Origin of the sequence: Sphingobium lignivorans, from assembly GCF_014203955.1 — a bacterium.
Lineage (GTDB): Bacteria > Pseudomonadota > Alphaproteobacteria > Sphingomonadales > Sphingomonadaceae > Sphingobium > Sphingobium lignivorans.
The window spans coordinates 3,683,704-3,708,399 of the sequence record NZ_JACHKA010000001.1; the positions used below are offsets into that span (position 1 = coordinate 3,683,704).

Sequence of the window (24,696 nt, forward strand, 5' to 3'; positions counted from 1 at the left end):
GCAATAGGAGCGGGAGCCTGAGGCAAGAGCGGTCCCTGTCGCTCACCTCGGTTCCCGCATGCATCCGGTCACGCTTTCGCGCCGGCTGTTTCAGTGCCCGAAGAGCGAGAGATCAATGGACTGCGCCAGCCTGCGATAGCCTTCGTCGCTGCCGTGCAGGAAATCGCCCATGTGCAGGCCCGGCGCCATGCGCTGAGGATCGGCAGGATCGGCAAGGGCCCGGTCGAAATCCAGCACGGCGTCGAACGCACCGCTGGTCCGAATCCAGTCATTGACTTTCACACGCTCCGCTTCGCCTGCTTCCGACCAGTAAGTAGCGCCCTTGTAGGGCGCGATGGTGGCGCCATAGACGCGGATGCCCCGGCCATGCGCTCGCGCGATCAGTTGTCGGTAGCCCTCGATGATCTGCTCGCCCGTGACACCGCGACCGCCGAACTGGGTGAAGAAGGCCGGCGGTGTGCCTTCAAGGCGGGCGTGGCCGATGCCGAGATCATTCACACCCTCGAAGATGATGACCGCCTTCACGCCCGGCAGCGAAAGCACGTCCCGGTCGAACCGCGCCAGCGCGCTCTCGCCCATGCCTCCGTTCAGCACGCGATTGCCGCTGATCCCCTGATTGGCAACACCCCACGCCGCCCCTCCCCGCGCGGCCAGCCGCTCCGCCAGCAGATCCGGCCAGCGGCGGTTCTTCTCCGGAGTCGAGCCCACGCCATCCGAGATCGAATCGCCCAGCACGGCGATCGTGGCGGTCCCTTGCGGCGCATCGACTTCCACCGAGGCGAGGAAAGCGCGGACCGAACCGACCTGCGCCGGCGCAAACGGCTCGGCGGAGAAATCGCCCGGCTCCGAAATCTCCAGGCGATCAAGGCCGGTGGCATGGCACGTGCAGGGCCCGGTCGCTTCCGGCAGGTAGAGCGTGATCGCCATGCGCGCGAGCGCTGGCACCGCGAGCGGGACCGGATCGCTCAGCAGAGGCGCGCCCTGGGGCACTATCGCCGCTTTCTGTCCGCCGAAACTGAGCATCCGGCTGGTCCCCGCTATCTCGCTGCCCGCCTCGTCCAGCAGCGCGATCCGCGACGCCCCGATCGCCAGCCCCTTCTCACCATAGGCATTGGTGAGGCGCAGGCGGACGGCCTGCCCGCCCGCCGACAGGCGGACGATCTGGCGCAATGTGCGGTTCTCGAAAGCCGGAGTCGCGGGGATGGGCCCCATGGCCGGCGTGGGCGGCAGCGGTGCGGCGGCCCAGCTGGTGATCCATTCAGCCGACGCGGGCCCGCTCATGCCGGCAAGGCACAGCGCCCCCAGCCCAATCCACGCTCTCCACCGCATGTTTTTCCCTCCCCATATGCGCCGTCCGGCGATGGTGCTGCGTCCTCTGCGCCAGCGCCGTCCCGGGACGATCTTGTTGACTTTGTCCATGCTTGTCCCGCAAAGTGCAAGCAAAGATATACGGGAAGAGGAGAGGCCCGGGGATGATCGGCAAATCATGGATGGCCATGGCCGCCAGCAGCTGCGCGATGGCAATCGCTTGTCCTGCCGCCGCGAAGCAATGCGCAGAGCTGGCAAGCAGCAGGATCGATCATGGCGAAGTGACGTCGGCAGAGGTCGTCGCGGCCGGAGCGTTCGAGGCGCCGCCATCGCCCTTCGGGCCGCCGCCCGGCGTCGCCAATGCCGCCTACAAGGGCCTGCCCGCCTTCTGCCGCGTGCGCGCCACGCTCACGCCCACGCCGGATTCCGACATCAAGGTGGAAGTTTGGCTGCCTGCCGAGGGATGGAACGGCAAGTTCGTGGGCATCGGCAATGGCATCTGGGCCGGGCAGATCAGCTATGCGCAGATGGCGGAGCCGCTCGCGCGGGGCTATGCCGTCGCTTCCACCGACACAGGGCATGTCGGCAATGGCCTGACAGCCGAATTCGCGATCGGGCATCCCGAGAAGCTCGTCGATTTCGGCCATCGCGCCGTTCACCTGATGACGCGCACCGCCAAGCAGGCAATCGGGGATTTCTACGGCAAGGCGCCGGCCCTCTCGCTGTGGAACAGCTGCTCTACCGGCGGGCGGCAGGGCCTGATGGCGGCCTATCGCTATCCGGAGGATTTCGACGCGATTTCCGCTATGGCGCCCGCCAATCCGATGACCGATCTCATGGTGCAAAGCATGTGGACCGGCTGGCAGGCGCTGCGCACCCCCTCCGCCGCGCTGACCCCGGAAAAGCTGGCGCTGGCGCACAAGGCCGTGATCGCGCAATGCGACGCGGAGGACGGGCTGAAGGACGGCCTCGTCTCCCGACCGGACATCTGCCGTTTCGACCCCGCCACGATTCAGTGCAAGCCCGGGCAGGACGGCGATTGCCTGAACGGCGATCAGGTGACGGCCCTGCGCGCGATCTACGAGGGCGTGCGCGATCCCAGGAGCGGCGTGCTGCTGCTTCCCGGTTTCCCGCGCGGCAGCGAGATGCAGATGGCCATGCTGACCGGCGGGCCAGCGCCCTTCCCCGTCGCCACCACTTATTTCTCGATGCTCGTCTTCGGCGACCAGCCCGACTGGGACTGGCGCACCATGGATTATGGCGCCGACCTCGAAAAGGCCCGCAGCTTCGGCAGCGCGATCCTGAACGTGCCGCCGGACGGCCTCGCCCCCTTCTTCGCGCGTGGTGGCAAGCTGCTGCTGAGCCATGGCTGGAACGACGGCCTGATTCCCGCGACGAACACCCTCGCCTTCCATGCCGCGCTGCGCGAGGCGCTGCCCGCACAGCAGGTCGAGGACTCGCTGCGGCTCTTTATGGCGCCGGGCATGGACCATTGTGCGGGCGGAGAAGGTCCCTCCGCCTTCGATACGCTGGGCGTGATCGATCGCTGGGCAAGCGAGGGGACGGCACCCACGCGCATCGTCGCCACGCGCGGCCCGGGCTTTCCGGGAGCGCCGGCCCAGCCGCCCATGTCGCGACCGCTATGCCCTTTCCCGCAGATCGCCAAATACAAGGGCACCGGCAGCACCGATGAGGAACAGAATTTCATCTGCGCGCCGGCTGACTGAGCCCCGCTTCACCGAGAGCCGCCCGCACGCGGCCCCCGCTTATTCGTGGCGCAAGGCGTCGATGGGATTGAGGCCGGCAGCGCGCCGGGCCGGGAAATAGCCGAAGACCACGCCGATCAGGCCCGAGATGAAGAAGGCGAAGGCGTTGATCTGGGGATCGAAGGTCCAGGGCACCTGCATGAGCGGCGTGGCGACGGCAATGGCGAGCTGTGCCAGCATCAGGCCGACCACACCTCCCAGGCACGAGAGAACCACCGCCTCGACGAGGAACTGCATCAACACCTCGCGCGCGACGGCGCCGATGGCGAGGCGGATGCCGATCTCGCGCGTGCGCTCCGTCACCGAGACGAGCATGATGTTCATGATGCCGATGCCGCCCACGACAAGGCTGATGCCAGCCACGGCGGCGACGATCTGCGTGAGCAGCGTCGTGGTGCCGGTCAGTGTGTCGGAAATCTGCCGCGTGTCGAAGATGTTGAAATTATCCTCGCGCCCGTCGCCGATCCGGCGGCGGTCGCGCAGCAGGCCCGTGAGCGCGGACTGGACCTGCGTCGTCGAATAATCCTGATCGACGCCCACGAGGATCACGCGGATGTCGGTCGAGCCGGTGAAGCGCCGCTGCACGGTCTTGATCGGCATGATGACCACATCATCCTGATCGCCGCCGAACCCCGCCTGCCCGCGCGTGGCCAGCGTGCCGACGACATCGCAGCTCACATCCCCGATGCGGAAGCGCTTGCCGATCGGGCTCTCGCCCCGGAACAGGTTCTTCTCCACCGTGGCGCCCAGGATGCACACCGCCTTGCCGGCCGCTTCCTCGGCCGGGGTGAACAGCCGCCCGGCCGTGAGATCCCAGGGCTGGACCTGGAAATAGGCTGAGGTAGTGCCGTTGATCGTGGTCGACCAGTTCGCGCCTTCGTAGATGGCCGTCGCCGTCGCCTGCGTCTGCGGGGCAACCGCCGTCACGCCGGAAATCTGCTGCTGGATCGCCGTCACGTCCGCCGGATCGAAATTGGGCGGCATGGGTCCGCCACCGCCGCGCCCGAAGCCCTGTCCCGGCCGCACCTGCAGGATGTTCGTGCCGAGCGCGGCGATCTGCTGCTGCACGGCGACGGTCGTCGCCTTGCCCAGCGTCACCATCGTCACCACCGCCGCGACGCCGATGATGATGCCGAGCGTGGTCAGGAAGGACCGCAGCTTGTGACGCAGGATCGAGCGCAGCGCGAGCATGAAGGTGGTGCCGAGCATCTCAGTGCGCTCCCGTGACGCCATTCGTCTCGACGCGATCGACCAGCCCATCCTTGAAATGGACGATCGTGCGCGCGAACTCGGCCATGTCCGGCTCGTGCGTCACCATGAGCACGGTGATGCCGGCATCGCGATTGAGGCTGGCGAGCAGCTCCATGATCTCTACCGAACGCGCACTGTCCAGATTGCCGGTCGGCTCGTCGGCCAGCAGCACGTCGGGATTGGTAACGATGGCACGCGCGATCGCGACCCGCTGCTGCTGGCCACCGGAAAGCTCGGCGGGCGTGTGGTCCCACCATTCGCGCAGCCCCACCTTGTCCAGCGCGGCCATGGCGGCATCGCGCCGCTGCGTCTTCGGGTCGCCGCGATAGAGCAGGGGCAGCTCGACATTCTCCAGCGCCGAGGTTCGCGAGAGCAGATTGAAGCCCTGGAACACGAAGCCCAGATAGCGCCGCCGCAGCAGGGCCCGCTGGTCCTGGGTAAGCGTCTCGACATGGATGCCCCTGAAGAGGAAGGCGCCACTGGTCGGCACGTCGAGACAGCCGATGATGTTCATCGCCGTGGACTTGCCCGAACCGGACGGCCCCATGACCGCGACGAAATCGCCCTGGGCCACGTCCAGATCCACGCCCTTCAGCGCCTGGAAGGCGGTCGGCCCGGCGCCGTACACCTTGGTGATGCCACGCAGCGAAATGAAGGGATCGGCTGACGTCCCGGGGGGCGCGAGCGGATCAGCCACCGCCGCCTCCCCGCCGCGATGCCCCGCCCGCCGCCGCTGCCGCCGCGCCGCTCAGCTGGCTGACGATCACTTCCATGCCGGGCTTGAGGTCGCCCGAGAGCACTTCCGTGCGTGTGCCGTCCGTGTCGCCGGTGGTGATCTGCACGGCGCGCGGCTGCCCGTCCTCGCCCTTCACATAGACCGTCTGCACCGCGCCGCGCTCGAGCGTGACGGATCGTTCCGTGTTGTTGCGGCGGCGCGGACCGATCGAAAGCGCGCCGGTGATGCCACTGCTCTGCCCGGCCACCGGAACGGACGGCGTGAAGCGAAGCGCGGCATTGGGAACGAGCAGGACATTCTGCTTGTCCGACGTCACGATGTCCGCCGTGGCGGTCATGCCGGGGCGTAGCTCCAGCTCGGCATTGGCGACGGAGAGATCCGCCGCATAGGACACCACCTGGCTGCTCGTGGCTGCGGTCGAGGCAGTCGTCGAGGAAGCGCTCGCCGTGGAAGCCGAGAGATTGGAGCCGATGTCGACGCGCGTGATCGTCGCCGGGAAAGTCCTGCCGGGGAAGGCATCCACGGTGAAGGTGGCGCTCTGCCCTTCCTTCACGGCACCGACATCCGCCTCGTCGATGGCGACTTCCAGCTTCATCTTGGAGAGGTCCTCGGCAATGACGAACAGAGTGGGCGTGTTGAACGACGCCGCCACGGTCTGGCCGGGATCGACCTGACGCGCCAGCACGACGCCCGAGACGGGCGAGCGGATGATCGCCCGCGCGCGCTGGGTCTGGCTTTGCGACAATGACGCCTGACTGGCCAGCACATTGGCCTGCGCCACCTTGAGCGCCGCCTGCGCGCGCTGCATGTTGGCGCGACCCGCCTGCAGCTCCGTGCCCGATGGCACGCGGCCACCCGACAGCCGGGCGACTTCCTCCAGCCTGGCAAGTTGCGCCTTGGCTTCCGCCAGCGTCGCTTCCGCCTGCCCGACCTGCGCCTGGTTCGCGGCGAGCTGGGCGCGGCCCTGCCGGATCTGGTCCTCGATCTGCTCGGGATCGATCTCCGCGAGCGGCTGGCCCTCGGCCACCCGATCATTGACGTCCACCAGCACGCGCACCACGAGGCCCGACAATTGCGAGCCGACCGTCACCTGATTGGTTGGCGCGAGCTTGCCGGTCGCGGAGACGGTCGTGACGAGGTGCCCGCGCTCGACCGGCGTGGTGACATAGCGCGGCGCGTCGGAACCGCCGAAAAAGCGCAGCGCGAGCCACAACAGGACGAGCAGGCCCAGCGCGAGGAGGACCCATTTCAGATGACGGCGCCACGCCGGTTGTGGCTTCACGCCCAGAAAGGCATCGAGGTCTTGGTCAGCCATTGATCCTGTTCCCGGTCATCTGGATGGAGCCGGCGCAACGGGCGCGGCGGATGAATCCCACCCGCCGCCAAGCGCCGCATAAAGAGCGATGAGCGCGGACGCCTTGTCCGCCTGCGCCTGCACGAGGCCGTTGCGCGCGGAGACGAGTGCGGCTTCCTGCGCATTGAGCGTCGTGAAATCGGTGAGGCCACTGCGATACTGGTCGCGCGCCAGCAGCGCCGATGCGCTGGCGGCATCGAGCGCGGTGGCGAACTGCCCTTCCCGCTCCCGGGCGGCACGCAGCGCCACGAACGCGTTCTCGACATCCTCCAGCGCGGACAGCACGGCCGACCGGTAAGCCGCGAAGGCACCGTCCGCCGCCGCCCGGCTGGCGCGATATTGCGCCTGCAGCCGGCCACCACTGAACAGCGCCTGCCCGATGCTGGCGAAGAGGCCGCCAGTGATGGTGTCCAGGATGCTGCCCGCATTGCTCGCATTGGACGCAAGATTGCCGCCGATGCTGAGCGAGGGCAGCAATTGCGCGCGCGCCACGCCGATCTGCGCGCTGGCGGCAAGAAGCGCGCTCTCGGCGGAGCGCACGTCCGGCCGCTGGCGCAGCACATCGGCGGGAATACCCATCGCCACATCGTCCGGCCCGTCGGGAATAGGCGTGGGCTGCTCCAGCACCGGTTTCACCGCGCCCGGCGCCTGCCCGGTCAGCACGCCGAGACGCGACACCGCGGCATTATATTGCTGCTCAAGCGCGGGTAGTGTGGCGGCCGTCTGCGCCCGGCTCGCGCGCGCCTGCTCGGCGTCCACCGAGGAGACCAGGCCCGCCTGCACCCGGAAGCCGGCGATCTCCAGATTGTCGTCCTGAATGGCGAGATTGGCCCGCGCGTTCGCGATCTGCGCCTGCAGCGCCCGGGCGAGTACATAGTTGCGCGCGACTTCGCTCTCCACGGAAAGGATCACGGCTGCATAATCGAAGCCCGCGCCCTCATATTGCGCGCGGCTCGCCGCGACCGCGCTGCGCAGCCCGCCGAACAGGTCCACCTGATAGCTGGCATCCAGCCCGAGCGAGAAATTGCTCCGGCCGCCGCCGTCGATAGTGGTCACCGAGCCGTCCGGCAGCGTGATCGTCGAGCCACCACCGCGCACCGGCTCGGTGCGACTGAACCCGGCCGAGCCGTTGACGCTCGGCAGCAGGGATGCGCCGCTCACCACCAGCGCCTCGCGCGCCTGACGGAGCCGGGCGACCGCCTGGGCGATATCGAGGTTCGAGGCCGCGGCCTGCTCGACGAGGCCAGTCAGCACCGGATCATCGAAGCGGCGCCACCAAGCCGTAAGATCTTCCACGCCGGACGCCGCCGTGACGGACCAGCCATCCGGAACCCCCAGCGCACTCGCGCTGCGCGGAGGGGACGCGGGGCCGGCACTGCAGGAAGGCAGCAGGATGACAGCCGCCAGCAACGAGGACATGCGCTTCATGGCTCTATCCATGGGGAACGGGCGGGGCCTTCGTCCAGCGGCAAATTGTCGCAAAGTGTTACGAAGCGGAAATCAGCCGATGCCGGGAGCCGCGGCCATTTCCCCGACGCATCAGTCGAGCGGGACGAGGCGCAGCACGATCGCCGTCCAGCCAAGGGAAAGCGCGGCGGCCATCCCCCCGATGGCCGGCTCCCAGCCCGGAAACTGCCGCATCAGGGCAATCGCGCCGGACAGGAACAGGATGGCGCCGGCGCACATCAGGATCGTCTGGGCGGCCCGTCTCCAGAAAGTGCGCATCTCACTCCCTCCCCAGCCGCGAGAGCGCCACGACTGCCGTGGCGGCATCACCGGCGACGCAGGCATTGTCCAGCCCTTCGAGCCAGAGGGCATGATAAGCGCTCACCTTGCGGGTGCGATTATCCAGTGCGACATGGGGGATGCCCAGCAGGATGCTCAGGATATGGCCGTGCAGGCGATCCGTGATGACGGTCTCGCCCGCCGCCAGCAAGGCAAGCCCGCGATCCAGCCGCCAGCGGGCCTGGGCATTCAGCACCTCGATGTGGCGAGCCATGCGGGACCAACGCCCGCTGCGCAGTGCCTTCCACTTTGCCTGCCGCCACACATCCGCCGGCATCGCCGGCAACCGCGCCCAATCGACGGGCGTCGTGCCGAGGCTGTCGAACGGCGCATATTCCTCCCCCGATTGCTCGCCATCGCTGCGCAGCAGCAGGACGAGCGGACGATCCGGCGTCACCGGGCGGGGCAGCGGCCCGAGCGCGAACGCGCAATCCGGCGCCAGGATCACGGGACAATCGAAATGCGATTGCGCGAAAGCCGCGCTGGCGCGATCGCGGACCATGAGATGGAACTGGCCATGAGCGGCAATCGCCGCCGCCGTCTCCCGGGCGCCCTCCTCCCCATCGAAATGGATGGACTGCGGAAGCTGGACAATCACCCGGTCCGGCAGATGCCGAAGCAGTGTCCAGCGCAATTGCTGATGGGCCGGGTAGATGTCGCCGAAATTGCCGCCGCCGATGATGAACACCGGCCCTTGCGGGCAGTGGCGGACCAGCGCGTCCAGCGAGAAATCCTTATGGCTGGCGGCATAGGACGCGTCCCGGCCCGCCAGCGATCTCAACAGGCTGGATGCGCCGAGCCAGATCGCACTGTCACCCACATTGGCGTAATCGGGAAAGTCGAGCAGCGCATAGGAGTCCCCCTGCCGGAGGAAGGGCCGTACGGCCTCATGCAGCGCCGCACGCTGCCGTTCGATGATCTCGATATGATTCATGCCGGGCCTTATCGACGAAGATGCGCCTGCCGTGAAGCCAGCCGGCCGCGCCGTCAACGCCTCACGAAGCTGTCGCTCGCCCGCACGTCCTTGACATAAGTGGCAGGATTGCCTCGCCAGAGCTGTTTGGCCGGCACGTCCCGGTCGACAACCGATCCCGCCGCGATCACGGCATGGTCCCCGATGCTCACCCCGGGCAACACCACCACACCGCGCGCCAGCCAGACATTGCGACCCAGCGTGATCGGCCGGACCGATGCCGCGCTGCCCTCATGCACGGCATGGAAATTGGCGTCGCACAGCACGCTGTTGTTGCCGATGAGGCAATGGTCGCCGATGGTGACGGCGCTCTCGGCATAGATGCGCACACCGGTGTTGAGCAGGACGCGCTTGCCGACCTTGATGGCGCCGCCCTTCGCCGCGATGAGGCCCACGGCATCGAGCGTTCCGAAGATCCGCACGCCTTCGCCCAGCGTGATCGACCCCTCGTTGCGGACATCGACCGGCTTGCCGCGCAAATCGATGCGGCCCTCGCAAAGCACGTTGGCGCGCTTGAGCTTATGCTGCCCCCAATGCAGCATCAGACGTCCCCACATCGCCGATCTGCTCCCCGGCCAGCCCCCGCTTTTGCTAGCCGAATCTCGCAGGTCTGACAACAGGAACATCAGTCTGCCAGCAGGAACAGACCAAGCCTGAAGGGACGGTGGCTCGGCATATCGCTGCGCGTCGCCCGCTTTGATCAAGGGCAAGGACCGGCGCGCGGAACGGGGGCAGCCTCCCGCCGGACGGAGCGCCCGATGACACATCCTCTCGATTCATTCCTGGCCAGCACGCACATCGCCTACTTCACCATGGAAATCGCGCTGCGGGCCGAAATGCACACTTATAGCGGGGGTCTGGGCGTGCTGGCCGGCGATACCGCGCGCTCCTGCGCCGATCTCCAGATACCGGTCGTCTTCGTCTCGCTGGCCAGCCGGGCAGGCTATCTGCGCCAGGAGATCGATGCCGATGGCCGTCAGATCGACTATCCCGATCCGTGGGACCCCGCGCAATGGACCGTCCCGCTCGATGCCATGATCGCCATTCGGCTGGAGGGACGGCAGGTCTGGATCCGCCCGTGGCTCTACATCCAGGAATCGCCGCTGGGAACGCAGGTCCCCGTCATCCTGCTGGATACCGACATCGAGCAGAACGACCCTGCCGACCGCGCCATCACGGCAGCATTATACGGCGACGGACAGGACTATCGATTGCGGCAGGAATCGGTGCTCGGCATTGGCGGCGTCCGCATCCTGCAGGCGCTCGGCTTCGACATACAGAGCTACCATATGAACGAAGGCCATTCGGCGCTCCTCACTATCGAGCTGCTGCGCCGCTACCCATGGCGGAGCGATCGCACCGACAGTTCGCAGACGCGCCACGACGCCGAGCGGGTCATCGAGCGCTGCATCTTCACGACCCATACCCCGGTCGAATCGGGGCATGACCGCTTCCCCTACGAGCTGGTCCACCGCACGCTCGACGGCTTCATCGACGTGGATGAGCTCAAGCGCTTCGCCGGGGAGGAAACATGCAACATGACGCGGCTGGCCCTGGCTCTGAGCGGCTATGTGAACGGCGTTGCCCGAAGCCACGCCGCGACGACGGCCCGGATGTTTCCGGGCTACCGGGTGCGCGCGATCACCAATGGCGTGCATGTCGGCACCTGGGCCCATCCGCGCCTCGCCGCGCTGTTCGCGTCACTTCTGCCGCACTGGTCCCATGAGCCGGAAGTGCTGGCGCTGGCGGACCAGCTTCCCGACGAGGCCGTCTGGCAAGCGCATGAAGCCGCACGGGCGGATCTGGTGACGCTGACGCTGGAGCGCACCGGCGTGTCGCTCGACCCCCACCTGCCGACGATCGGCTTCGCGCGCCGCATGACCGGCTACAAGCGGCCGGACCTCATCTTCAGCGACATGGAGCGCCTGCTCGCCATTCACCGCAACCGCCCCTTCCAGATCGTGATGGCGGGCAAGGCCCACCCGCAGGACGAGGAAGGCAAGCGCCTGATCGCCGACATTCATGACCATATCGCGCGGATGAAAGGCCAGATCACCATGGCATTCCTGCCCAATTACGACATCGACATCGCCAAGCTGCTGGTCGCGGGCGCCGACATCTGGCTCAACACACCGCTGCCGCCCATGGAAGCATCCGGGACCAGCGGCATGAAGGCCGCCGTGAACGGCGTGCTCAACCTCAGCGTGCTGGACGGCTGGTGGGCGGAAGGATGCATCGAGGGCGTGACCGGCTGGGCGATCGGCTCAAGGACCGACCTGGATGGCGAACGCCACGCGGACGAGCTGTTCGGGAAGCTCGAAGGGACCGTCCTGCCGCTCTTCCATGACGACCGGGAACGGTGGATCTGGATGATGAAGCAGTCGATCAGCAAGCTTGCCGCCTATTTCAACAGCCAGCGCATGATGCGGCGCTACGCGACGGAGGCCTATCTGCGATGACCCTGCCCTGCGGGGCATGACGGTTGATCGAGGTCAAGGACGCTGGCCGCGCACCGGCCCATGATCATCATGGCCGACAGCAGGCCCACAGGACTCGCAGGGGAGGTGACCCATGACGCAGCCCAACCAAGTCTGTCTCGATCCGGACATCGCGCGCGCCATCGAAGCCGCCCTGCGCGCCAATGTCTCCGGCAACCTGGCGCTCGACCGCTATCATGCCGCGCTGGCGGAGATCCTGTCGGCATCGCGCCAGTGGTGCAGCGAGGCGGACCACGCCATTGCCGAGAAGATCGCCGCTGCGATCAGGGAGAAAGGCATTGCCGGCGTGCTGACCAAGGCCCGCGTCTGCAAGGGAACCGTCCAGCTTCTCGGGATCGTACCGACCATGCAGGCGCACCGTGCGATCAGCGCCATCGCGCGGGAGACCCCCGGCGTCACCGACGTACGCGATCAGCTGATCTGCCTGAACCCCGCCTCCGGTGCCTACATGCCCTGCTGCGACTGAAGGGCCAGCAGCGGCACCGGCCCCGCCAGCCTCTGCCGCCGCCGGCTTTGCTCAGGGACGGATCGCCACCTTCAGCACGCCGTCGCGCTGATGCGCGAAGAGATCATAAGCGGTCTCGATATCATCCAGCCCGAAATGATGCGTGACCAGTGCGCCGGTATCGACCCGGCCGGACTCCACCGTGGCCATCAGCCGGCGCATGCGCTCCTTGCCGCCAGGGCACAATGTCGTGACGATCTTGTTGTCGCCCAAGCCCGCCGAAAAGGCGTCCAGCGGAATGGTCAGATCGGTCGAATAGACGCCGAGCGACGACAGCGTGCCGCCGGGACGCAGCACCCGCAGCGCCGCCTCGAACGTCGCCTGCGTACCGAGCGCCTCGATCGCCACGTCGACGCCCCGGCCGCCGGTGATCCTGAGAATCGCCGAGACCGGGTCCTCCTTCGTGAAATCGACCACATGATCCGCGCCCATCTTCCGCGAAATAGCGGCACGAGCCGGGAGCGATTCCACCGCGATGATCTCGGATGCGCCCATCAGCCGGGCACCCGCCGTGGCGCAAAGCCCGATCGGCCCCTGCGCGAACACGGCCACCGTGTCGCCGATCCGGATCTTGCCCGACTCGGCGCCGCTGAAACCGGTCGAGAGGATGTCGGGACACATCAGCACCTGCTCGTCCGTCAGCCCGTCAGGGATCGGCGCGAGATTTGCCATGGCATCGGGCACCAGCAGATATTCCGCCTGCGCCCCATCGATCGTGTTGCCGAAGCGCCAGCCCCCCATGGCCTTCCAGCCATGGCGCGTGCCGGCACCGCACTGGGCATGGCATCCATCGAGCGACGCGTTGGACCAGCCCGAGGGCGTGATGGCGCCTGCGATCACACGCTGCCCCTCCACATAGCCGGTCACTGCCGATCCCAGCTTCTCGATCACGCCGACGGGCTCGTGGCCGATGGTGAGCCCACTCGCCACCGGATACTCGCCCTTCAATATGTGGACGTCCGTTCCGCAGATGGTGGTGGTCGTGATCCGGATGAGCGCATCCAGCGGCCCGACATCCGGGACAGGCTTCTCGCCAAGGATGATCCGGCCGGGTTCTATGAAGATCGCCGCGCGCATTTTCTGGGCCATGTCCGTCTCCTGTCCGCTCTTGCCCGGCCCATTCTAGCGGCTGGAGCACGCGGGGCGCTCGGTAATGTACCGGATTGCGCAGGGTCCTGACTGGTCCGCCGAGTTGGGCTCCGTCAGCCCGGTTCACGCTCCAGCAGCGCGCGCGCATCGCGGGCGACGCTGGGATCGATGAGTCTCGCGAGCGCGTCCCGATCGCGCGCGGGCCGGCCTTCCTGCCGGGCGAGCCACGCTTCCTCCCGCACGAGAACGTCGAGCAGATCCGGCGCGAGCGCCGCGGGAAAACTGTGGTGGGGCCAGGCCTTGCGGATCAGGTCGACGGGATAGCCCGTCTTGTCGGCCACCATCTGGATCGCGAGCGTCGGGTCCGCCTTCGCCTCGCGCGACGTGCGCATCAGCGCCGCGACGAAACGCACGATCTGCGCCCGGCGGTGCGGATCGGCCAGATTGCCCGCAGTGGTATTGAGATTGAACAATTCGTCATAGCCCACGTCCGGCTGGAATAGGATCGCGTCGTCGCCCAGCGCATCCACCGCGCGCTGCATTTCCGGCTCCCAGATGACCAGCGCATCCGCTTCCTTCGCGATGATGGAGCGGGAAATCTCCTGCGGGCGCGGGACGTTGACGATGCGTACGTCCGCCTCGGACAATCCGGCGGACGCAAGCACATTGTGCAGATAGAAGCCGGCCGAGGTCGGCCCCATGGTGGCAATGCGCTTGCCGCGCAGATCCGCCAGCGTCTCGATGCCCGAGGAACGGCGAGCGACGATCCGGTAATGCCCGCGCGCGACCGTGAGGATGATCCGCAAGTCCGGGCGGCTGAGCGAATTGCGCAGCGCCTGGGTCTCGGCATGGGTCGCGACATGCGAAGGCTTTTCTTCCGGCGGGAGGAAGAGGATGGGGATGCCGCCATTTCGCACCGCGGCGCCACCCGGGTAGATGCGGTCGGCCGCGACATGCACGGGCGCCAGTTCGATGGTTTGCAACATGCCGGAAATGCGCAGCGGGTCGCGGCCCTCCTCCGCCTGGGACGCCGCCGCGCCGCTGGCGGCGAGCAGGATCGCCAGAACGGACGCACATCGCGCTCCAAGCCGTGGGCGCCTCGCGAAGAATGCCTGACTCACGCCGCCTCTCCTCGTTCCAGGGCACTCCTTCTTGGATCACGTTCGCCGTGAGCAGAGGAGCTTCGACCTGCACGTCGTGCATAGCGAGACAGATTTGCCATCGCAAGATATTCTACTATCATTGAATATTGAAGGAACGGACGGCGGTCTTCGCCCCCCCGGCGGCGCGGATGCGTAACCGGGGTCGATCGGAGCCTTGCTCGGGTGGCTCCCACGCCTTCATCGTTCGAATGGGATGCCGTCCAGGCGAACCGCGCAGATTTGCCCGGCTACCCCGGGGGCATGGACCAATGCGAGGGAACGGACTGGCCCGGATTTCCTGAGCTTTGTCGTTCGGACACCATCGATCCCGGCCCGACAGCCTTGCTCCCGCCTGCGGGGGCGGATGGCACCGGAGGGGACCGGCCGGTTCGGGCGACTATGCACGCCCTGCCTCTGGGCCTCGCTTTTCCCTGTCCTACAGTCCCTCCGCCGTGGCAGCCCTGCGGACGCCTCTTCCCATCGACGGAGACAGGGCAATGCACGGCTCATTCTTGTTGAAGGACTTTTGTCATCCGGTCAGGCCGCACGGGCTCACCGGGACAGGCTCTGGCATCCGCGTCACGGGCACAGCCGCAAAGGTCACGGAAACGGAAGATGACACCGACGTATCGTCATCTTTGTAAACTTCCAGAGCGCAGCGCTCTGTTGGAACGGCATGGCCGGACCATCGCTGAATGCTCGCACGGACCGTCTCTACCCTTCCGCCTCCTGGCAGCGGCCTCGCCACCGCGCCGCGAATCGGCCGGCCCAGCGCCGGCTCCGCTTCTCGACAGGAGAGAAACGTCCGAGCCTCCGATTCCCCTGTCTGACCTTCTGGCGACTGGACGAGCGCTTCGAACCGGAATGTCCCCGCGCGATCCGGGCTCCTGTCAATCCGTTTCGCCGCTCAGCTCGATTGACCATCCCTTATTTATATATCAATATAAATTACAGAACAGGAGGGAGAGGATATGGGAAGCGAAGCGGAAACCAGGCAGATCGTCGATGCGATCACCGGCGCGTGGCGCACGCGGCTGATCTGCGAAGGCATTCGCGCCGGCCTGATCGACAGGCTCGATGCGCAGCCGCGCACGGCCGGCGAGATGGCGCGCGAACTCGACCTCCATCCCGAAACCACATTGCGCATCCTGCGGGCACTGGCGGCTCTGGGCCTCTGCCATCATCAGGGAGGGGACGTCTTCACGGCTTCGGGGCCGGGCGAGCGCCTGCGGGGGGACCGGCCGGATTCGTTGCGCGGCATGGCACTGCTCTGGGGCGACAGGATCTGGAAATCGCTGGAAACGATCGGGGAAACCTTGCGAACCGGTAAGCCCGGCCGCGGCAATGGCGATTTTGAGGGCATGCATGCCGACCCTGCCGCATCCGATGCTTTCAACCGCGCCATGGCGGAACAATCGCGTGCCATTGCGCAGGCGCTCGTCCGCACGCTGGATTTCTCCGGCTATCGCCAGGTCATCGACTTGGGCGGCGGCTATGGTGCCGTGCTGGCCGAGATCCTGCGGGCCAATCCCGATCTGCGCGGGCAGATCTATGATCTCGCGGCGATCGGCGAGGGTGCGCTGCGCTATCTGGACGAGGCCGGCGTGGGCGCGAGGGCGGCATTTGTCGGCGGCAGCTTCTTCGAAAGCGTGCCTGCCGGCGCCGACTGTCTGGTGATCAAATATATCCTGCATGACTGGCCCGATGCGGACTGCCGCCATATCCTTGCGAACTGCCGCGCGGCACTGGCGCCGGGCGCCAGCGCGATCATCGTCGAACGGATCGTGGCGGACCGGATCACGCCGCAGGACGAGTCGGTCATGCGAACCGACCTGGTCATGATGCCGATCAGCGGAAGAGAGCGGACATTGGCGGAGTTCCATGCGCTCCTGCGGGAAGGCGGCTTCACGCCGGGCGAGGCCCACCCGCTCATCGACGGCTGCTGGGCCATCGAAAGCCGGGCGAACTGACCCCGCGCAACTCCTGTAAATTAATTCAATATATCGGATAATTTATTTGAATGGACTGGGGATGGCCGCCGCCTCGTGTGAGGGTAAGCTATTCAGACAGCAGGGACGTGAATGACCTCCGAATCCTCTCATGCCGGCCAATCTTCCACCGGCTCCCACGTCTTCATATTTTTATAGTCGATTATAAATTTGTTGCCACGTCAGGTCGATCGGCATATTGGGAGGACAGGTGTCCTTGCGCGCCGCCGCAAAGACGGATCATGAGGGAGAAGTTGCTTGGTCGAGGATCGTCGCGTCAGGACGGGTGTTTTCCTGCCCCCCCATCACGGGAATGACGAGGATGTCACGTTGTGCATGCAGCGGGACTTTGAGCTGGTGCAGTGGCTCGAACATCTGGGCTATTCGGAAGTCTGGATGGGCGAACATCATTCCGGCGGCATGCAGATCTATGGCTCGCCCGAACTGTTCATCGCCACCGCCGCCGAGCGGACCTCGCGGATCATGCTCGGCGCCGGGGTGATCTCCGTGCCTTACCATAATCCCTACATGGTCGCGGACCGGATCGTGCAGCTCGACTACCAGACGCGCGGGCGAGCCATGTTCGGCTTCGGCCCCGGCATGCTGGTTTCCGACGCGGCCATGCTCGGCATCGCGCCCGAGCAGCAGCGGAGCCGGCTGGTCGAGGGCGTGGACATCATCACCCGGCTGCTCGACGGCGAGATCGTCACCCATGAGAGCGACTGGTTCACGCTGCGCAACGCGAACCTGCAGCTCGCGCCGTACAGCCACCCCCGGCCGCAGCTGGTGGTCGCGACCTCCCGCACGCCGACAGGTTCGCGCCTTGCCGGCCGCTATGGCATGGGCATCCTCACTCATGGCGCGGGCGACGTGCAGGCGAGCTGGGCCGTGGCCGAGGAAGCCGGCACCGAATATGGCAACCGCCTCGATCGCGAGAATCTGCGCGTGGTCGTTTCCTTCCACCTCGCGGAATCGCGTGCCGATGCGGTCAAGGCCATGTCCTTCGGGCTGGAGCCCTGGCTGTCCTATCTCGAAGCGCTCAATCCCAAGACCTATGCCGATACGCGCGCCAAGGGCGGCCACGATCCCGAAAAGATCCTTGCCGCACGCGGCGGGCTGGTCGGCACGCCCGACGATGCCGTGGCCTATCTTGAAGAGCTGTGGGATCGCACCGGCGGTTTCGGCTGCCTGCTGCTGACCGGCACGAACTGGATGGACTTCGAGGCGACCAAGCGGTCCTACGAGCTGCTGATGCGCTATGTGATGCCTCGCTTCAACCGCACCAACGCGCGCCGCGAGCGTTCCTTCGACTGGGTCTACGAAAATCGCGAAGCCTTCAGCGGCGCCAATCAGAGCGCGATCGACAAGGCCGTGGCCAGCGGCGGTCGCGTCTGAGCGATCGGGAAATGACGAGAGCCGGCGCCAGGGCGTCGGCTCCATCTTCGTACGACGAACCAGCCTAGTCCGGCCGGCCAGCCTCGGCGAGCGCGCGCGGCAAGGGCCCGCCATTCGCCCAGTCGAGCAATTCCGCAAGGTGCAGCACAGGCGTCTGCAAGGACTGGCCGATCTGCATCATGCAGCCCAGATTGCCCGTCACCACCGCATCTGCCCCCAACGCCGCGAGATGCCCCACCTTGCGTGCACCCAAAGCGCGAGCGGTATCGGGCTGGAGAATATTGTAGGTTCCCGCCGAGCCGCAGCACAGATGCGCCTCGCGCGGCATCACTACCCGGAACCCGGCTCGCTCGAGCAACTGGACAGGCTCTGCACGGATCGACTGGCCATGCTGGAGCGAGCAGGGCGGATGATAGGCGATGGTGAGCGGGGCCGGCGCGGCCAGCGGCGGCGCCAGACGGACCAGCAGTTCGGAAATATCCAGCGCCATCGCGGAAATCCGTTGTGCCTTTTCGGCATAGACGGGGTCGTCCCGCAGCAGGTCGCCATAATGCTTGACCATCGAACCGCAGCCCGAGGTCGTGACCGCAATGGCCTCGATCCCGTCGCGCACGATGCTTGCCGTCCAGCCATCCACATTGCGTCGCGCAGCGGCCAGCGCGTCATCGGTTCCGCCCATATGATGGACGAGCGCGCCACAGCAGCCCTCCCCCTCCACGTCCACCACGGCGCAGCCGGCGCGGTGCAGCACACGCACCGCGGCAGCCCGGATATCCGGCCGCAGCACCGATTCCGCGCAGCCGCGCATCAAGGCGACCTTCATGCGCGGCACGGCCGGGACAGGGACGATGTCGGCCGGCGCACCGCCAGGCGGCTGCGCCTGTCGCGCCATGCCCAGCATCGCCGCGACGGGCTTTAATGCCCCGATCCGCGCGATGGCGCCGGCGAGCGGCGAGACGAGCCTCCCCAGCCCGAGCGCGATCCGCATCCGGCCCGGATGAGGCAAGGTCGCGGTGATCATGCAGCGCGCCAGCCGCTCATGCCAGGGCCGCCGATAACGCGCCGCGACATGCGCGCGCGCATGGTCTATCAGCTGCATGTAATTCACGCTGGAAGGGCAGGTCGTCATGCAGGACAGGCATGAGAGGCAGGAATCGATGTGCGCCACCGTCTCCGGACCCGGCGTGGCATCGTCTTCCAGCATGCGCTTGATGAGATAGATCCGGCCCCGCGGACTCTCCAGCTCGTCGCCCTTCAGCACATAAGTGGGACAAGTCGCGGTGCAGAAGCCGCAATGCACACAATTGCGGATCGCCTGCTCCGAGGCGCGCATCCCGGGCTCGACAAGTTGCTCGGGCGTGAAATCAGTGCGCATCGACGTCTCCCTGGAATCGCCCCGTCGCGAAGACGCCAAGGGGATCGAAAGCGCCGATGACGCGCGCTTCCAGCGCGGCATTGACTGCCGGCTGCGGATGGAAGGCCGGCACCGCGCTGCGCACGGCCGGATCGGCGCGGAACAGCATGGCATGGCCGCCAGCCTCGTCGGCGATCCGCCGAGCCAGCGCCGGATCATCGAGCACGGTCCAGACCAGAGCGCCGCCCCAGTCGGCCAGCCAGGGCGCGCCGGCCGTTTCCAGCGCGTTGCCGATCGCGGGCATATGCCGGGCCGGCACCGAGAGACGCCACAGCGCGCCCTCGCGCGGCAGCGGCGCGAGCGTACGAAGCCCATCCCAGACAGCGTCCGGCGCGGCCTCCACCGGGCCGAACATGGCCTCGAGCATCGACCAGCGCGCGTCGAGTGATGGGCCGAAGCCCTCGATGCGCAACACGGTCTGCGCCGCCGCCCCCGGCAGATAGGCAGCCGCCGCCGGCGCGATGGCCGATCCCAACGCCCGGGCCATGGCCGCGGCCGCCATGGGCGCATCCTGCCCGCGAAGCACGCAGGTCCGCGTGGCGGCCGGGGCGGGCAGCACCTTGAGCGAAATCTCGGCAAGGGCGCCCAGCCTGCCCCAGCTTCCGGCCATCAGCTTGGGCAGATCGAAGCCGGTCACATTCTTCACCACCTTGCCGCCGCCCGAGACGATCTCGCCGCGCCCCGAGACCGCCGTGAAGCCCAGCAGATGGTCGCGCGCGGCCCCGGCACTCAGCCGCCGCGAGCCCGAGATGGCACCGGCGACCACGCCCCCGATGGTGGCGGCGCCAGGCGGCGCGCCGAAGACCGGGCCGTGATCGAAGGGCTCGAAAGCAAGCATCTGGCCATTCTCGGCAAGGAGAGCCTGCACCTGCGCCAGAGGGGTCCCCGCGCCCAGGGTCAGCACCAGTTCAGCCCGATCATAATCGACGATGCCGCTCAGCCCGCGCATGTCCAGGATCGCGGCATCGCGTGGCGCGCCGACGCCCGCCTTGCTGCCCCCGCCCCGGATCTCCAGCTTTGTCTCCGAGGCAAGCGCCTCGCGGACCATCATGGCGAGTTCATCCAGCGACGCGGGGGCAAGGACCGCCATCAGAAGCGGGGGAGTTCAGGGAAAGGCAGGGCGCCGCGGTGCACATGCATCCGCCCCAGCTCCGCGCAGCGATGCAGTGTGGGGAAGACCTTGCCGGGGTTGAGCAATTGCCCGGGGTCGAAAGCGCATTTCATTCGCTGCTGCTGGTCGAGATCCAGCGCCGTGAACATCTCGGGCATGAGGTCGCGCTTCTCCACGCCCACACCATGTTCCCCTGTCAGCACGCCGCCCACTTCCACGCACAGGCGCAGGATGTCCGCGCCGAATGCCTCGGCCTTTTCGAGTTCGCCCGGTCTGCTCGCATCATAGAGGATCAGCGGATGCAGATTGCCGTCGCCGGCGTGGAAGACATTGGCCACGCCCAGCCCATATTGCTCGGAAAGCGCGGCCATCCGGCTGAGCACTTCGGGCAGGCGGCGGCGGGGAATGGTGCCGTCCATGCAATAATAATCCGGTGAGACGCGGCCCACGGCGGGGAAGGCTGCTTTCCGCCCCGCCCAGAAGAGATTGCGCTCCGCCTCACTGCCGGACGTGCGCAGCAGCACGGCGCCATTGGCCCGCGCGATCCGCTCCACCTCGCCGACGAGAAAGCCGCACTCCGCTTCCGGCCCATCCAGCTCCACGATCAGCAGCGCCTCGACATCGAGCGGATAGCCGGCATGAACGAACGCCTCGGCGGCATGGATGGCGATGCGATCCATCATCTCCATGCCGGCGGGGATGATGCCGTGGCTGATGATCGCCGCCACGCAGGCGCCGGCATCCTCGACCGCCGCGAAACCGATGAGCAGCGCACGTGCCGCATCTGCCTTCGGCAATATCCGCACCGTCACTTCGGTGACGACGCCGAGCAGCCCCTCGGAGCCTACTATCAGCCCCAGCAGATCCAACCCCGGCGAATCGAGCGTCGTCCCGCCGAGGCGCACGATCTCACCGCTCATCAGCACCAGTTCCACGCCCAGCACATTGTTGGTCGTCAGCCCATATTTCAGGCAGTGCACGCCGCCCGAATTCTCCGCGACATTGCCGCCGATCGAACAGGCGATCTGGCTCGACGGGTCGGGCGCATAATAGAAGCCCCGGTCCTCCACCGCCTGCGTCACGGCAAGATTGGTGACGCCCGGCTGCACGATGGCGAGGCGATCATCATAGTCCACCGACAGGATCCGATTGAAGCGCGCCAGCGAAAGCAGCACGCAGTCGGCGAGAGGCAGCGCACCGCCGGAGAGGGACGTGCCCGCCCCGCGCGGCACGACCTTGACGCCTTCCGCCTGGCACCAGCCAAGGATGCGCGAAACCTGCGCCGTCGTCTCCGGCAGCATCACGAGCATTGGCGGCTGGCGATAGGCGGTGAGCCCGTCACATTCATAGGGACGCAGCTCGTCCGGATGATCGATGACGCGCACGTCCGGCACCAGCGCGCGCAACGACGCCGCGATCTGCGTGCGACGCGCGAGCACGGCGCCGTCCGGTTCGGGCATCCTCAACGACATGTCACCTGCTATGCCACGCGCTTATAGCGCCCGTCGACATAGACAAGCGGATCGGTTTCACCGTGCAGGCGCACCCGCTCGACCCGTCCGATGATCATCCGGTGCGTCCCATAATCGAAGGCACCGTCCTGGCGGCAGGCAAAGCTCGCCTGCGCGTCCTCCAGCCATGGGCTGTCCGTCGCCTCTCCCTGCCAGTGGCCCACGGCAAAACGCGCCTCACCCTTCACGGCGCCAGCGCAAATGGCAGCAATCTCCTGCTGGTCGGCCCGCAGGATATTCACGCAGAAGCCTGCACCGAGCGAGAGCGGGGCATCGAGGCTGGCCGAGCGGTTGACGCAGATCACCAGCGACGGCGGATCCATGCTCAGCTCGCTCACTGCCGTCGCGGTCATGGCGAAACGCCTGTCCGCGTGGCGGCACGTGATGACGACGACCGCCTTGGCCAGCCGCCGCAGCCCCGCGCGCAGGGACTGGGCAATGCTCTCCGTCTCCACCGTGCTCACGCCCCCTGAGACTTTCGGCGCCAGGCGGCGAGATCGTTGATCGCGCCGATCAGCATGCCGTGGCGCCGCGCGAAGCAGCGCAGGTCCGGCAGGCGCGCCATGGTGCCATCCTCGTTCATGATCTCGCAGATCACCCCGGCCGGGATCAGCCCGGCCATGGCCGCGATATCAACCGCCGCCTCGGTATGGCCGGGCCGCTCCAGCACGCCGCCCGGCCGCGCGACAAGCGGGAAGACATGGCCGGGCGAGACGATATCGGCGGGCTCGGCATCCGGCGCGATTGCGGTGGCGATGCTATGGGCGCGGTCATGCGCCGAAATGCCGGTGGTGACGCCGCGCGCCGCTTCGATCGAGACAGTGAAAGCCGTGCCGTGAACGCTCCCGTTCGTGCGCACCATGGGCTCGAGCCGCAGGTGTCGCGCGATCCCGGGCGCGACGGCGAGGCAGATCAATCCGCGCGCATGCCGCGCCATGAAGTTCACCACCGACGCGGTGGCGAAGCTGGCCGGGATGACCACGTCGCCCTCATTCTCGCGATCCTCGTCATCGACCAGAATGAACGGCCGCCCCGCCCGCGCTTCGGCGAGAAGCGCGGGAATGTCCGCCAACGGCTGCTCCGGCATGAAGCCCGACGCGCTCACGCCATATTCGAGCATGTCCGGCACCGGATGGAGGCAGGGATCATGCCGCATCGCTCAGCTCCACGACCGGGATGAGTAGATAGGATGGTGTGTCGCCGCCCGTGTAGATCCGGTGGCGCCCGGCATTCACCGTGTCCTCGTGGCGCATGTAAAGCATTGGCTTGGGATGATTGTAGATGTCCCTGCCCTTCACGATCAGGCGCAGGGTTTCTCCGGCGAGGAAGCGCGTGCCCGAGGGCAGTATCTCGATATCGACAGCGACGATCTCGCCCGGCGCCACTTTCTCGTCGCGGTCATTGGCAAGCACCGGCTGATGCTCGGTCGACCGAGCCGTGTCGAGCGCCCGGCGCGACACGCGCAGCCAGCCAAGTGCCACGGGCCCATCCTCGAACACCGCCCAATGCGCGAAGCCTTCGTTCGTCCCGTCCGCCCGGAGCTTCTCGACCGCGACGAAGAGATCGAGATCGTCACCCGCATCCGTGGAGACATAAAGCCGCAGTTTCATATGACCCACCAGATCGACGTCCTGCGCGATGGGGAAATCGAACATGGCCGTTCCGTCGAAATCGAGCGGATCATAATCGCATTGCGCCACCCGGGCCGGCGTGTCGCGGCTGAGGCGCGCCGTGTCGGCATCCAGATAGAGCCGCTCGTAACGGGTGTTCTCGACCGGCCATGCGCGCGCGGACTTCATCGTGGCGACGGCATAGCGGTCGCGCACATGCAGGCGGACGGGCGGCCACTCCGCCAGTTCCGTTTCCTCCCCCTTGAGGACATGATCGAAGAAGGCGGCCTGCCGCGCCTGTGAGGGCGGCTCGTAATAATAGCCCCATTTCTTGCTGCCGTGGATCTCCAGCCATTTGCGGGGAGATGAAAGGCCCTTGAAGCCTTCAAGGGTCCCGCGCGTGTGCACGCCATGGTCCGTCCAGCTTGCGACGATATAGGCCGGTACGTCGATCGCCCCGAAATCCGCGACTTTGGAGCGCCAATATGCATCGAAATGCGGGTGCTCGGCGGTGAGCGCCCACAGATCCTCGATCCGTCTGTCCGAAACACCCCAGCGCGTCTGGATATAGGGCCAGAAATAGGTCTCGGGGATGCCGCCGTGGCGCACGATCTCCGAATATGTGTCCGACCAGCCTTCCCAGATGTTGATGGCGGCGAGATGCGGCGGACGGAGCGCCGCGACGCGCCATTGGCAGCTCGACAGATAGGACACGCCGGAAAGCCCGACCTTGCCGTTGCTCCAGTCCTGCGTGCCGGCCCATTCGATCAGGTCGTAATGTGCCTCCGCTTCGCGGGGCGTGAAGAACCCGGCATCGGTCTCGGCATACCAGGTGCCGGGCACATCCGCCGTGATCACGGCATAGCCCCGCGCCGTCCAGTAGACCGGATCGGGCGCCTCGAAGATGGTGTAATCGGACATCCAGCCGGCCTGCACGCCTGATGTGGGAAAGAGCGTCGCCAGCGGCGCCGGATCATGCTTGCCATAAGGAGTCCAGGCCACGAGCACCGGCAGATCGCTCTGCGCCCCGGCGGGGCGGAAGAGGTCGATCAAGATATCAAAGCCGAACCGGGTGGGCACGCGCACGTCGCGCTCGATCACCATGCCGCTCTCGACCGTCCGCTCGTACCGCCGCGCTCGCGCACCCCGGAATTCGGGCGAATTCAATGGCGCGCGCAGCCTTTCCCGATAGCTTTCGCCAGCACTCATCCTCTCGCTCCCTCTTCGCGGTATGACCGGCTTCTATCGCTTTCGAGCGAT

General features: G+C 66.9%; 20 protein-coding genes and 1 pseudogene. 5 read left to right on the top strand and 16 right to left on the bottom strand.

Annotated features, from left to right (window positions below; genetic code table 11):
- Positions 1–90 precede the first annotated feature (90 nt).
- A complete protein-coding gene (locus HNP60_RS17120) occupies positions 91–1,329 on the bottom strand; it encodes an SGNH/GDSL hydrolase family protein (protein ID WP_221414673.1) in 1,239 nt (412 codons plus the stop codon).
- A 143-nt stretch (positions 1,330–1,472) separates the two neighbouring features.
- On the opposite strand from HNP60_RS17120, the gene HNP60_RS17125 reads away from it, so the two are divergent.
- Positions 1,473–3,035 carry a tannase/feruloyl esterase family alpha/beta hydrolase gene (locus HNP60_RS17125; protein ID WP_184156059.1) on the top strand — a complete coding sequence of 521 codons (1,563 nt, stop codon included), beginning with the start codon at positions 1,473–1,475 and terminating at the stop codon, positions 3,033–3,035.
- Between the two features lie 39 nt (positions 3,036–3,074).
- Here the strand turns inward: HNP60_RS17125 and HNP60_RS17130 are convergent, their stop codons facing one another.
- From HNP60_RS17130 to HNP60_RS17160, 7 genes are all read right to left on the bottom strand, one after another.
- Positions 3,075–4,283, bottom strand: coding sequence for an ABC transporter permease (locus HNP60_RS17130; RefSeq protein ID WP_184156061.1), 1,209 nt, complete (start codon positions 4,281–4,283; stop codon positions 3,075–3,077).
- A 1-nt stretch (position 4,284) separates the two neighbouring features.
- On the bottom strand, positions 4,285–5,022 hold the full coding sequence (locus HNP60_RS17135; protein WP_184156063.1) for an ATP-binding cassette domain-containing protein: 738 nt from the start codon (positions 5,020–5,022) through the stop codon (positions 4,285–4,287).
- Positions 5,015–6,376, bottom strand: a complete 1,362-nt coding sequence (locus HNP60_RS17140; protein WP_184156065.1) for an efflux RND transporter periplasmic adaptor subunit — start codon at positions 6,374–6,376, stop codon at positions 5,015–5,017. The genes HNP60_RS17135 and HNP60_RS17140 overlap by 8 nt, the downstream gene beginning before the upstream one ends.
- Positions 6,377–6,391: 15 nt before the next feature.
- Positions 6,392–7,843, bottom strand: a complete 1,452-nt coding sequence (locus HNP60_RS17145) for an efflux transporter outer membrane subunit (protein ID WP_184156067.1) — start codon at positions 7,841–7,843, stop codon at positions 6,392–6,394.
- Between the two features lie 111 nt (positions 7,844–7,954).
- Positions 7,955–8,140: a hypothetical protein gene (locus tag HNP60_RS17150; protein WP_184156069.1), complete on the bottom strand. Its 186-nt coding sequence runs from the start codon at positions 8,138–8,140 to the stop codon at positions 7,955–7,957.
- Between the two features lies 1 nt (position 8,141).
- A complete protein-coding gene (locus HNP60_RS17155) occupies positions 8,142–9,134 on the bottom strand; it encodes a polysaccharide pyruvyl transferase family protein (RefSeq protein WP_184156071.1) in 993 nt (330 codons plus the stop codon).
- A gap of 53 nt (positions 9,135–9,187) precedes the next feature.
- Entirely contained in the window at positions 9,188–9,730 is a 543-nt protein-coding gene (locus tag HNP60_RS17160; RefSeq protein ID WP_184156074.1) for an acyltransferase, read from the bottom strand.
- Positions 9,731–9,931: 201 nt separating this feature from the next.
- Here HNP60_RS17160 and glgP point away from each other — a divergent pair, with 201 nt between their 5' ends.
- Complete coding sequence (gene glgP, locus HNP60_RS17165; RefSeq protein ID WP_184156076.1) at positions 9,932–11,632, top strand: alpha-glucan family phosphorylase; 1,701 nt, start codon at positions 9,932–9,934, stop codon at positions 11,630–11,632.
- Positions 11,633–11,744: 112 nt separating this feature from the next.
- Positions 11,745–12,137, top strand: coding sequence for a BON domain-containing protein (locus HNP60_RS17170; RefSeq protein WP_184156078.1), 393 nt, complete (start codon positions 11,745–11,747; stop codon positions 12,135–12,137).
- Between the two features lie 51 nt (positions 12,138–12,188).
- Here the strand turns inward: HNP60_RS17170 and HNP60_RS17175 are convergent, their stop codons facing one another.
- Both HNP60_RS17175 and HNP60_RS17180 read right to left on the bottom strand, forming a co-directional pair.
- Positions 12,189–13,265 (bottom strand): NAD(P)-dependent alcohol dehydrogenase, encoded by a 1,077-nt coding sequence (locus tag HNP60_RS17175; RefSeq protein WP_184156079.1) that lies wholly within the window; start codon positions 13,263–13,265, stop codon positions 12,189–12,191.
- A gap of 113 nt (positions 13,266–13,378) precedes the next feature.
- Positions 13,379–14,386 (bottom strand): ABC transporter substrate-binding protein, encoded by a 1,008-nt coding sequence (locus HNP60_RS17180; RefSeq protein WP_184156081.1) that lies wholly within the window; start codon positions 14,384–14,386, stop codon positions 13,379–13,381.
- Between the two features lie 992 nt (positions 14,387–15,378).
- Between HNP60_RS17180 and HNP60_RS17185 the strand changes: the two genes are divergently transcribed.
- Both HNP60_RS17185 and HNP60_RS17190 read left to right on the top strand, forming a co-directional pair.
- On the top strand, positions 15,379–16,377 hold the full coding sequence (locus HNP60_RS17185; protein WP_184156083.1) for a methyltransferase: 999 nt from the start codon (positions 15,379–15,381) through the stop codon (positions 16,375–16,377).
- A gap of 276 nt (positions 16,378–16,653) precedes the next feature.
- A complete protein-coding gene (locus HNP60_RS17190; protein WP_014077792.1) occupies positions 16,654–17,790 on the top strand; it encodes an LLM class flavin-dependent oxidoreductase in 1,137 nt (378 codons plus the stop codon).
- A gap of 64 nt (positions 17,791–17,854) precedes the next feature.
- On the opposite strand, the gene glcF is transcribed toward HNP60_RS17190, so the two are convergent.
- The 6 genes and pseudogenes from glcF to HNP60_RS17220 form a co-directional block, all read right to left on the bottom strand.
- Entirely contained in the window at positions 17,855–19,165 is a 1,311-nt protein-coding gene (glcF, locus tag HNP60_RS17195) for a glycolate oxidase subunit GlcF (RefSeq protein ID WP_184156085.1), read from the bottom strand.
- Entirely contained in the window at positions 19,155–20,294 is a 1,140-nt protein-coding gene (locus HNP60_RS17200; protein ID WP_184156100.1) for an FAD-binding protein, read from the bottom strand. Before HNP60_RS17200 ends, glcF begins: the two co-directional genes overlap by 11 nt.
- Positions 20,294–21,787 carry an FAD-linked oxidase C-terminal domain-containing protein gene (locus tag HNP60_RS17205; protein ID WP_184156101.1) on the bottom strand — a complete coding sequence of 498 codons (1,494 nt, stop codon included), beginning with the start codon at positions 21,785–21,787 and terminating at the stop codon, positions 20,294–20,296. Before HNP60_RS17205 ends, HNP60_RS17200 begins: the two co-directional genes overlap by 1 nt.
- An 8-nt stretch (positions 21,788–21,795) precedes the next feature.
- Positions 21,796–22,290 carry a flavin reductase gene (locus HNP60_RS17210; protein WP_184156102.1) on the bottom strand — a complete coding sequence of 165 codons (495 nt, stop codon included), beginning with the start codon at positions 22,288–22,290 and terminating at the stop codon, positions 21,796–21,798.
- Between the two features lie 5 nt (positions 22,291–22,295).
- Positions 22,296–22,913, bottom strand: a pseudogene (gene ribB / locus HNP60_RS17215) (3,4-dihydroxy-2-butanone-4-phosphate synthase); the annotation flags it as partial.
- 58 nt (positions 22,914–22,971) lie between these two features.
- The gene (locus HNP60_RS17220; RefSeq protein ID WP_184156105.1) at positions 22,972–24,645 is read right to left on the bottom strand and encodes a CocE/NonD family hydrolase; all 1,674 of its coding nucleotides are present in this window, start codon (positions 24,643–24,645) and stop codon (positions 22,972–22,974) included.
- Positions 24,646–24,696 lie beyond the last annotated feature (51 nt).